This window comes from Kribbella sp. NPDC059898 (genome assembly GCF_042730855.1).
Taxonomy (GTDB): Bacteria; Actinomycetota; Actinomycetes; order Propionibacteriales; family Kribbellaceae; genus Kribbella.
Genome location: NZ_JBHWKR010000004.1, coordinates 402,647 through 412,533 on the forward strand (window position 1 = coordinate 402,647; position 9,887 = coordinate 412,533).

Here is a 9,887-nt window from a genome sequence, read left to right on the forward strand (position 1 = left end):
ACTGCCTCCTGGGGAAGGACGGCGTCCCGCCTGCTGCGAGACGCCCTTCGTGACCAAGAAGGTGCCGCGATCCACACGCCTCAGGACCGGCGAATCCGGACCTGTGGACAACCGCGATCAGTAGCCGATCAACCGATGCAGCCGATGGAACGTCTGCCGGAACCCGAGCCGCGGCCACGTCCGCGACGACAACAGGTTCGTCACCCGCCAGTCCGTCACCACCGAGGTGTACCCGGTGTCCGCCGACCACTGCAGCACAGCCTCACCCAGCGCCCGCCCGGCACCGAGCCCGCGTGCCGACGGCAGTACGGCGGCGAACCCGAGGAACCCCGCGTTGTCCGGCTTCGCGAGCCCGCTGTGCGCACTCGACCGGTCCAGCGAGCACCCGATCGACGAGCCGACGACCTGACCGTTGTGCACGGCAACGAACGTCGCGTAGTCCGGATCGTCGATCGACTCCTCCCAGTCCGCGACCGCCTCCTCGTACGTCCCCAGTTCCCCGGCCGAGAACACCGGCGACCGGCCCTGATGCCGGGGCAGTTCCAGGTCGAGTTCCGCGAGTACCGGGATGTCCGCGCGCAGCGCCCGACGGACGACGAGATCGCGCGGAGGCGCCACGCGGTACGACGGCACCGGGCGGATCGCGTGCGCGTGCTGCGCGCCGAATCCCAGCCGGAACCACGCGTCCACGAGTTCGGCATCGTCGGGCACCAGCACGTAATGCGCCGTACGCCCCGCGTCGACCCAGGCCGCGGCCGCGGCGCCGTACAGGTCGCGGATGTGTTCCGGCTCACGTACGGCGTGACCGGCCGCCTCGACCCAGATGTTCGGGCCCCACATCGCGGCGGGCTTCGGTGCCGCCAGCAAGTAACCGGTCAGCTCGCCGTCCTCGGCCAGGACCGCACCGGACGCACCCTCGGTCTCCCACACCGCGGTGACCTCGGCGAGCGCGAGCCGTTCGTCCTCGTAGTCGGCAGGAAGCAGTGGGTGACGCTTGCGATGCGCCCGATGTCGCTGAGCGAGCAGGCCGGCCGCAGCCGGAAGATCCGCCTCCTCGAACGGCCGGAGGACTGGTCGGGACATACTCGGACGGTACGCCCGGCGCCGCCCCGCCGGTACGAGTTTTCGCCGCTCCGGGAGCCGATTTGGTTGCTCGGCCCGGATCCTCTAAACTAAAGACACAACGACGCGGGGTGGAGCAGCTCGGTAGCTCGCTGGGCTCATAACCCAGAGGTCGCAGGTTCAAATCCTGCCCCCGCTACTTGGAAAGGCCCTCTGACCAGGGGAAACACTGGTCAGAGGGCCTTCGTTATTCGCGTCAGATCGGGACGACTACGGTCTAGGCTACGGTCTAGCGATCGCGTTACTGGTTCTCACTGGGGTTGATCTGGGGTGACGTACTCCCGATTGATCCGCTCCGCCAGGGCCTAGGATCCCAGTCAGGTGGGTTGGGTCCGGTGAACCCAAAGCGGATCACGGCCCAGTGCCAAGCCTGCTGGAGGAGCACGGGGGACGTCCTTGCGATCTTTCCAGATGGTCGCTCACGACAACCGCGGATGCGACTAGTCGGGTTCGGGGACGGTGACGGTGGTTCGGGCTTCTACTTCGAGGACGGCTTCGGCGTAGGTGTGGACGTGGCGGCTCATGCGGCGGGACGCGGCGTCGGGGTCCTGGTCGCGGACGGCTTTGGTGACGGTGCGGTGGGCGCGCAGGGTGGTCTGGCGCACGGCGTTGTCGACGAAGCCCTGGTTGTCGGTGGCGTCGTAGATGCTGCGGGACAGCGCGAGCATGATGCCGGTCAGTAGCTCGTTGTGGCTGGCCGTGGCGACGGCGATGTGCCAGTCGACGTTGGCCTGCAGGAAGTCCGCGAGGGTCCCGTCGGCGGCGATGTCGGTGTTGGCCTGGTCGAGGCGTTCGAGGTCCTGGTCGGTGCGGTTCCGGGCGGCGAGCTGCGCGCAGTACGGCTCGATCGCCTCGCGGGTCTCGAGGAGCGCCGGGATGCGGATCTGGCGGCCGCGGATCAGCAGGTTGACCGAGTCGGCGACGGTGTCTTTGCCCGGCTTGTAGACGAATGCCCCGCCGGACCGCCCGGTCTTGACCCGCACGAGTCCCTGGACCTCGAGGATGCGGAGCGCCTCGCGGACCGTGGTGCGGCTCATCTTGGTCTGGTTGACCAGCTCCCGCTCGGGTGGCAGCGCCGTACCCTCGGGGAACTCGCCCCGCAGGATGCGCTCCCGGAGGTCGTCGGCGAGTACGTCGGACGCCTTGGGTACCTGCATCGGGGCGAGCTGGACGGGATGCCGCCGCGGCCCGGTCTCCGAGCTGGGTTGAGCGGCCATGAGTTGTCTCCCGACTGTCCAAACATATGGTCATACCTAAATTAGCATTCCCGCGGTGCGATCGCGCTGCTAGTATTTGGCCCTACCATTGATCCAATGGAGGCGCCGGTGAAGAGCCTGACCGCGACGTACGAGACGCTCCTGCTGGATGAGCCGCGACCTGGTGTCGTCGTCATCATCCTGAACCGGCCCGCGCGCAGCAATGCGATGACGAACATGATGTTCGCCGAGCTCGAGCGGGCGGCCGAGGCGTTCGACGGCGAGGACGACTGCCGCGTCGTGATCCTCACCGGAGCGGGTACGGCGTTCTGCGCCGGCTACGACCTCGCGGACGCGGACGAGCTCGCCGGGCTCGGCGCTCTGGGCATGCTCGACCAGCAAGAGCGGGCCGCCCGGGCACTCCTGGCGGTGCGGTCGCTGCGAGTTCCCGTGATCGCCGCGGTCAACGGCGCCGCTGCCGGTGGGGGACTGTCGCTGGCGCTCGCCGCCGACATCCGGATCGCGTCGCCCACCGCGAGGTTCAACGCCGCGTTCGTCCGGATCGGCCTGTCTGCCGGCGATCTCGGTACGTCGTGGCTGCTCACACGGCTCATCGGCCCGGCCCATGCCAGTGAGATCTGCTTCACCGGACGACTCGTCGCGGCGCACGAGGCGGCCAGGCTCGGACTGGTCAACAGCGTCAGCGACGAGCTGCTCGACGACGCGATCACCCTCGCCGGCCAGATCGTACGGAACTCGCCAGGCGGCGTTCAGCTCTCGAAGCGCGCCCTCCAGGCCAATCTGGAAGTTTCCTCGTACGCTGCCGCCCTCGAGTTGGAGAACCGTGGCCAGGCACTGCTGACCAGAGGCGCCGACATGGCCGAGGCGCTGAGCGCGTTCAAGGAGAACAGGCCGGCGGTGTTCACCGGACGATGAACTTCCCTGAGCTCGAAACCCTGACCTTCGAGCCGCTCGACGGCGGCATCGGCGTACTGCGGATCAACCGCCCGGACCGGATGAACTCCCAGACTCTACGGATGTTCACCGAGCACGGCCGGGCCGCCCGGGCGCTGCGCGACAGCGGGCTGCGGGCGCTGATCCTGACCGGCGCCGGCGAGCGGGCGTTCTGCGCGGGCTTCGATCTCGACGAGCTGGACGTGATCACTGCGATGGGCGTCCTGGAGTTCCTCAGGTTCCAGGAGACCGCGACCGGTGGCATCCAGGCGATCCGGCACCTGCCGTTCCCGGTCATCGCGGCGATCCACGGACCCGCGACCGGCGGCGGGATGGCGCTGGCCCTGGCGGCCGACATCCGGTTGGTCGCGCCGACGGCGAAGTTCAGTACGGCGTTCATCCGCGTCGGCCTGTCGATCGGTGAGCTCGGTACGTCGTACAACCTGAGCCGGCTCGTCGGTCCCGGCCGTGCTGCCGAGATCGGCTACACGGGCCGCATCGTCGGGGCCGAGGAGGCGAGCCGGATCGGTCTCGCCAACCGCATCGTCCCGACCGAGGCGCTCTTCGACGAGGCGATCGTCCTTGCTCGGATGATCGCGGCCAACTCACCGGGCGGCGTCCGCATGTCGAAGCGCGCGATCCAGCACAACCAGGAGATCAGCTCGTACGCCGCCGCGCTCGAACTGGAGAACCGCGGCCAGGCACTGCTGACCCGCACCGCCGACATGCCCGAGGCGCTGGCCGCGTTCAAGCACAAACGCGTGCCCCGCTTCACCGGGACCTGACGCCGATGCCCTGGGACTGGACGCCCGAGCCGCGCGCCCGGCTGGCGTCATACCTACAGGATCGAGGCCTGACCGACGGCGAGATCACCACCACCCCGATCGGCGACGGCCACTCGAACCTCACCCACCTCGTTGCTGATGGCAAGCACGTCGTGGTGGTCCGCAGGCCGCCACCGCCACCCTTCCCACCCGGTGCGCACGACGTCCTGCGAGAGGCCCGCGTCATCGGCGCGCTCTCGAGCACGCGAGTGCCGGTGGCGCAGTTGCTGGCCACTGCGCAGGCGGGCGAGGTGGTCGACGTACCGCTGTATGTGATGACCTTCGCCGCCGGCCAGATCGTCACCACCGAGACACCGCCGGCATTGGCCTCGGCACATCGCCGGATCGGTGAAGCGCTGGTGGACACTTTGGCCGACCTGCACACGGTCGACTGGCGATCGGCCGGCCTCGAGGACTTCGGGCGGCCGGAAGGCTTCAACGACCGGCACCGGCGCCGCATCGCACAGTTGGTGACAGACAGCCGACTCGCCGAGATCGACGACTGGCTGGCGGCGCACGTCCCGGCCGAGTCCGGGGCGTCGATCATCCACAACGACTACCGGATCGGCAACCTCGTCCTGTCGGCCGAACACCCAGGCGAGCTCGTCGCCGTTCTCGACTGGGAGCTGGCCACGATCGGCGACCCGCTGCTCGACCTCGGCTACTTCCTCGCCTCGGTCCCCGACGAGGACGGTCCACTGACGCCGACCCAGGAGTTCGGACGAGCGATGCTCGAGCCTGGTTACCCGACCCGCAAGGAGCTCGCCGACCGGTACGCCGTACGCACCGGGACGACCCTGGACAACCTGAACTGGTACATGACTTTCGCGCTGTGGAAGCTCGCGGTGCTCTATGAGTACAGCCGCCGGCAAGGCAAGGATCCGTACTACGCCGACCCGGCGCACGTGCCGTCGTTCCTCGAGGCCGCAAGCCGCGCAGCCGGTCTGGAGCTGTGATGCACTTCGACCGCTTCATGTTCAACCTCCACCCCGCCGACGCGACAGCACCCTGCGTCATCCTCGGCGTCGGCGCGTACCCGGACCACAAGCGCACAGACGGGTTCATGATCGCCTGCATCGCGGATGAGCAGCGCAACCTCCGGTTCGGCAGCACGATCGACGGTTCGAGCTGTGGACCACTCACCTGGCAAGTCGATGACTCAACGTGGCACCTGACCCTCGGCGCGAATCCAGCCGGCGTCGAATTCGACCTCACCTGGCGTGCCCGTACGCCGGCATGGTCGGGCGACATCACGGTCGGCGAATCGACCAGGTTCGAGCACCTCTTCCAGTCCGGCCGGTACGACGGAACTCTCAGCATCGACGGTGCCGCCCAGCAGGTCGACGGCTGGTACGGGCAACGCGACAGATCACGCGGTGTTCGGACGATGAGTGGCGGTCACGGTCTGCATCTCTGGCACCAGGCGCAGTTCCCGGATCGCTCGGTCGGCTTCCTGCTCGTCGAGGACCGCTCAGGCGAACGGCTCCTGCTGGAGGGCGCCGTGATGCACACCGACGGACGGCTCGATCCTGTCGTCGACGTACGCCACGGCCTGGTCTTCGACGAAACCCTCGACCTGAGGTCCGGCACGGTCGAGGTGACCACCAAGGCCACGAGCTACACGATCAGCGTCGACGCGTCGGGCCGCGGAGCGTTGATGGCCGGCGGCGGGTACGGCGGGCGGCACGGATCGCTACAGGGTCTGGAGTACGACGTCTACCCACTCGACGGCACGGTCACCCCACGGACGGCCGGGACCTCACTCACGGACAGGCTGTGCGAGTTCGACCACGGCGGCACTCCGGGCATCGGGATCTTCGAGTTCGCGCTCACCCGGAGTCCGTCGTACATGTACCGCCCGACACTCAGGTAGAACGCTGCGCCTTGCTCGCGGCCGTGGCGGCCTTGCTGCGTTCCTTGATCTCATCCCAGTCTGCATCGGTGAGGTTGGTGAGTCCGGCGAAGGTTGCCGGGCCGGCGAGCATCTGGCCGCCGTCCATCGCGATCGTCTGTCCGGTGAGGTAGTCGCACCCGTCGGACAGCAGGAAGATCGTCAGGTTGGCGAGTTCCTCGATCGTCCCCGCCCGGCCGGCCGGAACCGTGTCGGTCTGTGTCGCGCCGACGGAACTGTTGTCTGTCGGGTTGAGCATCTCCCAGGCATAGTCGGTCGGGATCGGTCCTGGTGCGATCGCGTTGATCCGGATACCGTACTTCGCCCACTCGACCGCGAGTGACATCGTCATCGCGTGCACCGCGGCCTTCGCCATCGAGGACGGCACGACGTATGCCGATCCGGTCCAGACCCACGTGGTCAGCGTCGACAGCACGCTGCCAGGCAGGCTGTCGCGGATCCACCGTCGCCCGGCGGCCAGCGTGGTGTGGAAGGTCCCGTTCATCACCGTGCCGGTGACGGCCTCGAACGCACGCGGGCTGAGCTTCTCGGTCTGGGCGATGAAGTTCGCCGCCGCATTGTTGACGACGCCGGTCAGCGGCCCGTACCCGGACCAGATCGACTCCATCGTCGCGTCCACCTGCTCGAAGTCGCGCACGTCGACAGCATGCGCGTGGACGCGGCCCGGCCCAGCGGCGGCGGCGGCCTCTTCCAGCACGGCGAGGCGGCGACCCCACAGGTGAACCTCGGCGCCGTGCTCGACGAGATGTCTGGCCACGCCGCGTCCGAGGCCCGTCCCGCCGCCGGTGATCAGGATCCGCGACCCGTCGAGTGCGTCCTTGCTGAACATGTCAGTTACCGCGGTACACCGAGAAGTCGGGACTGCGCTTCTCGTTGAACGCGGTGATGCCCTCCTGCGCCTCGGTGGTCTCGCCGAACAGTTTGAGACTGGAGTACGCCATCTGACCGATCCCGGCGAAGTGCTCGGTGTCGGCGTTGAACGACTGCTTCAGCACCTTGAGCGCAGTGGGGGAGAGCTGCAGAATCTCGTCGGCCCACGCCCGGACCTCCTTGTGCAGTTGGTCCGCCGGCACCACCTTGTTGGCCAGACCCCAGTCGAGCGCCTGCTCAGCGGAGTACTTGCGGCACAGGAACCAGATCTCGCGGGCCCGCTTCTCGCCGATCGCCCGGGCCATCAACCCGGTGCCGAAGCCGGCGTCGAACGAACCGACCCGCGGACCGTTCTGCCCGAACGTCGCATTGTCGGCAGCAATGGTCAGATCGCACAGCAGATGCAGCACGTGCCCGCCGCCGATCGCGTAACCGTTGACCGCGGCAATGACCGGCTTCGGTACGTCGCGGATGACGCGGTGCAGTGAATCCACCTCGAACAGCCCGCTCTGCGAGGGACCGTAGTCGCCGGTCTCCATCCGCTGCTTCTGGTCGCCGCCGGTGCAGAACGCCTTGTCGCCCGCCCCGGTCAACGCGATCACTCCGACCTCGTCACTCGCCCACGCCCGCTTGAACGCCAGCACCAGCTCGTCGACCGTCCGGGCCCGGAACGAGTTGTACCGCTCCGGGCGGTTGATCGTGATCCAGGCCAGGCCGTCCTCGACCTGGTAGGTCACGTCGGTGAAGTCGTCCATCGGCTCTCCTCGTTGACGCTCAGCTTTTGGTCTGACCATAATACCGCTACGCGGAAGTCGGCAAGGCCGAGGAGGATCGATGATCGAGCTGACGGTGGCCGAACTCGCGGAGGTGGCCGAGCTGGATCTCGGCGCCTCGCCCTGGCGCCGGGTGGATCAGGCGATGGTCGACCTGTTCGGGCCAGGCGGAACCGGCTACCTCGCGCTGTCGCTGGTGCCGGTGATGTTCAAGGACCTGCTGCGGATCAAGGATCACGCCCGCGGCACCAACTACGGCGTCGACGACGTGCGTTTCCTGGCGCCGGTGCCGGTGGGGTCCGAGGTCCGGTTGGCTGCGTCGATCACGGATCCGGTACGACGCGACGACGGCGGCGTGCGTTATCGATTACGTCTCCGGGTCGAGGTCCGCGGCCAGGAACAACCCGCGGCCGTCGGCGAGTCCATCTACCTCACCTATGCGAGGTGACCGGGATGCGCGCCGTGGTGATGAAAGAGTTCGGCGGTCCGGAAGTCCTGCAGCTCGCGGAGATGCCGGACCCGCGACCTGATCCCGACTGGGCGGTCGTACGGCTGAAGGCAGCAGCACTCAACTGGCACGACGTGCTGGTCCGGCAGGGCCGCTACGGTTCGCCACTTCCGCACATCGCCGGAGCCGACGGCGCCGGTGTCGATGTCGAGACGGGCGAGGAGGTCGTGATCCTGCCCTCGCTGTGCTGGGGTGACGACGAGTCGGCCCCTGGCCCGCACTGGGAGATCCTCGGCGACCATCAGCCCGGCACCTACGCCGAATATGTGCGAGTTCCGCCGAGTTGCGTCGTACCGAAGCCGCATGGCTTGAGTTGGCCGGAAGCCGCCGCGTTGCCGCTCGTTGGGCTGACCACGTATCGAGCGCTGTTCTCCCGCGCCAGACTGCAACGCGGCGAGTCCTTGCTCGTGCTCGGAGCGGGTGGTGGCGTGGCGACGATGGCCGTCTCGCTGGCTGCCGCGGCGGGTTGCCGAGTGGTTGTCACCTCGTCGTCGGAGGACAAGATCGCCCGTGCCCGGGAGCTGGGCGCGGTCGACGGCGTCCGGTACGACGACCCCGCCTGGCCGGAGGCGGCGCAGAAGCTCGTGAGCGGTGGATTCGACGTCGTTCTCGACTCGGTCGGCAACTGGAGCGAGTCGTTGTCGGCGCTACGCCCGGGCGGCCGGCTGGTAGTCCTGGGAGCGTCGCACCGCGATCGCGCGGAACTGGACATCCGTCCGTTCTACTTCGGGCAGTTCGAGCTGATCGGCACCACGATGGGCAGCCCGCGCGACTTCGCCGGTCTGCTGAGTTTCCTCGACCGGTACGACGTACGCCCGCCGGTGATCGATCGCGTCTTCGGACTGGCCGAGGCCGCGGACGCGCATGCCTACCTCGAGAGCGGTCAAGGATTCGGAAAGGTGGTGCTCTCGCCGTGAACGTCCGCTACGACGTGGATGACCAGGCGATTGCCTTCATCACTCTTGATTCGCCCCAGACTCGCAATGCGCTCTCCGACGAGTTGCTCGACGAGTTGCTGACCGCGCTGGACGCCGCGGCGGCGGATCAGGCGATCCGGGTGGTCGTGCTCGGGTCGTCGCACGACCGGATCTTCTCGGCCGGCGGGGATCTCAAGGCTTTCGCGGGCGAGACCCCGACGATCAGGAAGTACGCAGGGCTGGATCGCTTCCCCCGCCTTTACCGGAGGCTCGGGGAGCTCGGGAAGCCGGTGATCTGTGCCGCCGGTGGTGACGTCCTCGCCGGGGCGTTCGGCCTTGCCCTCGCCTGCGATCTGGTGATCGCGAAGGAAGGCGTCCGGTTCGGCTGTCCGGAGATCAACGTCGGCGTGTTTCCGTTCATGATCTCGGCGCTGATCTACCGCAACGTCGACCGCCTGAAGGCGAACGAGCTGATGATGCTCGGCGAACCCATCGACGCCACCGAGGCGGCCCGGCTCAACCTCGTCAACGCCGTCGTTCCGGCGGACAGCTTCGACGCCGTGGTCCGCGACTGGGCGCACAGGCTGGCGGCGAAGTCGCCGTTGCTGATGCGGATGGGCAAGGACGCCATCGCCGCGACCCGCGATCTCAGCCTGCCGGACGCGTTGTCGGCGCTCCGCTCACAGCTCGCCCTCGCCTTGACCACCGAGGACATCGTCGAGGGCGTGACCGCGTTCCGTGACAAGCGCGATCCGGTCTGGAAGCAGTGTTAAAATTTATGGTCAGACCATTGAACTATTAGTCCGAATGG

The 9,887-nt window shown here is 67.9% G+C and carries 11 protein-coding genes and 1 tRNA gene; 8 read left to right on the forward strand and 4 right to left on the reverse strand.

The window, feature by feature from the left end:
• Positions 1–117 precede the first annotated feature (117 nt).
• Positions 118–1,083 carry a GNAT family N-acetyltransferase gene (locus ACFV9C_RS15960; protein WP_380194218.1) on the reverse strand — a complete coding sequence of 322 codons (966 nt, stop codon included), beginning with the start codon at positions 1,081–1,083 and terminating at the stop codon, positions 118–120.
• Positions 1,084–1,187: 104 nt separating this feature from the next.
• On the opposite strand from ACFV9C_RS15960, the gene ACFV9C_RS15965 reads away from it, so the two are divergent.
• Positions 1,188–1,261, forward strand: a tRNA-Met gene (locus tag ACFV9C_RS15965).
• A gap of 301 nt (positions 1,262–1,562) precedes the next feature.
• On the opposite strand, the gene ACFV9C_RS15970 is transcribed toward ACFV9C_RS15965, so the two are convergent.
• Positions 1,563–2,339 carry a FadR/GntR family transcriptional regulator gene (locus ACFV9C_RS15970; protein ID WP_380194221.1) on the reverse strand — a complete coding sequence of 259 codons (777 nt, stop codon included), beginning with the start codon at positions 2,337–2,339 and terminating at the stop codon, positions 1,563–1,565.
• 96 nt (positions 2,340–2,435) lie between these two features.
• Here ACFV9C_RS15970 and ACFV9C_RS15975 point away from each other — a divergent pair, with 96 nt between their 5' ends.
• Genes ACFV9C_RS15975 through ACFV9C_RS15990 form a run of 4 tightly spaced genes read left to right on the forward strand, consistent with a single transcriptional unit; the run spans position 2,436 to position 5,969 of the window.
• The gene (locus ACFV9C_RS15975) at positions 2,436–3,254 is read left to right on the forward strand and encodes an enoyl-CoA hydratase/isomerase family protein (protein ID WP_380194223.1); all 819 of its coding nucleotides are present in this window, start codon (positions 2,436–2,438) and stop codon (positions 3,252–3,254) included.
• Positions 3,251–4,057, forward strand: a complete 807-nt coding sequence (locus ACFV9C_RS15980) for an enoyl-CoA hydratase/isomerase family protein (protein WP_380194225.1) — start codon at positions 3,251–3,253, stop codon at positions 4,055–4,057. Before ACFV9C_RS15975 ends, ACFV9C_RS15980 begins: the two co-directional genes overlap by 4 nt.
• A gap of 5 nt (positions 4,058–4,062) precedes the next feature.
• On the forward strand, positions 4,063–5,052 hold the full coding sequence (locus tag ACFV9C_RS15985) for a phosphotransferase family protein (RefSeq protein WP_380194227.1): 990 nt from the start codon (positions 4,063–4,065) through the stop codon (positions 5,050–5,052).
• Positions 5,052–5,969 (forward strand): hypothetical protein, encoded by a 918-nt coding sequence (locus ACFV9C_RS15990; protein WP_380194229.1) that lies wholly within the window; start codon positions 5,052–5,054, stop codon positions 5,967–5,969. The genes ACFV9C_RS15985 and ACFV9C_RS15990 overlap by 1 nt, the downstream gene beginning before the upstream one ends.
• Here the strand turns inward: ACFV9C_RS15990 and ACFV9C_RS15995 are convergent.
• Both ACFV9C_RS15995 and ACFV9C_RS16000 read right to left on the reverse strand, forming a co-directional pair.
• Positions 5,962–6,837 carry an SDR family oxidoreductase gene (locus tag ACFV9C_RS15995; RefSeq protein WP_380194231.1) on the reverse strand — a complete coding sequence of 292 codons (876 nt, stop codon included), beginning with the start codon at positions 6,835–6,837 and terminating at the stop codon, positions 5,962–5,964. The genes ACFV9C_RS15990 and ACFV9C_RS15995 overlap by 8 nt on opposite strands.
• Before the next feature lies 1 nt (position 6,838).
• The gene (locus ACFV9C_RS16000; RefSeq protein WP_380194233.1) at positions 6,839–7,633 is read right to left on the reverse strand and encodes an enoyl-CoA hydratase-related protein; all 795 of its coding nucleotides are present in this window, start codon (positions 7,631–7,633) and stop codon (positions 6,839–6,841) included.
• Between the two features lie 79 nt (positions 7,634–7,712).
• On the opposite strand from ACFV9C_RS16000, the gene ACFV9C_RS16005 reads away from it, so the two are divergent.
• The 3 genes from ACFV9C_RS16005 to ACFV9C_RS16015 are packed head-to-tail and all read left to right on the forward strand — an operon-like array spanning position 7,713 to position 9,849.
• Positions 7,713–8,099, forward strand: a complete 387-nt coding sequence (locus tag ACFV9C_RS16005; RefSeq protein WP_380194235.1) for a hypothetical protein — start codon at positions 7,713–7,715, stop codon at positions 8,097–8,099.
• A gap of 5 nt (positions 8,100–8,104) precedes the next feature.
• Positions 8,105–9,076 carry a zinc-binding dehydrogenase gene (locus ACFV9C_RS16010; RefSeq protein WP_380194237.1) on the forward strand — a complete coding sequence of 324 codons (972 nt, stop codon included), beginning with the start codon at positions 8,105–8,107 and terminating at the stop codon, positions 9,074–9,076.
• Positions 9,073–9,849, forward strand: coding sequence for an enoyl-CoA hydratase/isomerase family protein (locus ACFV9C_RS16015; RefSeq protein ID WP_380194239.1), 777 nt, complete (start codon positions 9,073–9,075; stop codon positions 9,847–9,849). The genes ACFV9C_RS16010 and ACFV9C_RS16015 overlap by 4 nt, the downstream gene beginning before the upstream one ends.
• Positions 9,850–9,887: the final 38 nt, after the last annotated feature.

Bases quoted from the DNA above. Each gene is read 5' to 3' on its own strand.
- ACFV9C_RS15985 (WP_380194227.1), top strand. From the start codon at position 4,063: ATGCCCTGGGACTGGACGCCCGAGCCGCGCGCCCGGCTGGCGTCATAC.
- ACFV9C_RS16005 (WP_380194235.1), top strand. From the start codon at position 7,713: ATGATCGAGCTGACGGTGGCCGAACTCGCGGAGGTGGCCGAGCTGGAT.
- ACFV9C_RS15970 (WP_380194221.1), bottom strand. From the start codon at position 2,339: ATGGCCGCTCAACCCAGCTCGGAGACCGGGCCGCGGCGGCATCCCGTC.
- ACFV9C_RS15990 (WP_380194229.1), top strand. From the start codon at position 5,052: ATGCACTTCGACCGCTTCATGTTCAACCTCCACCCCGCCGACGCGACA.
- ACFV9C_RS16000 (WP_380194233.1), bottom strand. From the start codon at position 7,633: ATGGACGACTTCACCGACGTGACCTACCAGGTCGAGGACGGCCTGGCC.
- ACFV9C_RS16010 (WP_380194237.1), top strand. From the start codon at position 8,105: ATGCGCGCCGTGGTGATGAAAGAGTTCGGCGGTCCGGAAGTCCTGCAG.
- ACFV9C_RS15960 (WP_380194218.1), bottom strand. From the start codon at position 1,083: ATGTCCCGACCAGTCCTCCGGCCGTTCGAGGAGGCGGATCTTCCGGCT.
- ACFV9C_RS15975 (WP_380194223.1), top strand. From the start codon at position 2,436: ATGGAGGCGCCGGTGAAGAGCCTGACCGCGACGTACGAGACGCTCCTG.
- ACFV9C_RS15995 (WP_380194231.1), bottom strand. From the start codon at position 6,837: ATGTTCAGCAAGGACGCACTCGACGGGTCGCGGATCCTGATCACCGGC.
- ACFV9C_RS15980 (WP_380194225.1), top strand. From the start codon at position 3,251: ATGAACTTCCCTGAGCTCGAAACCCTGACCTTCGAGCCGCTCGACGGC.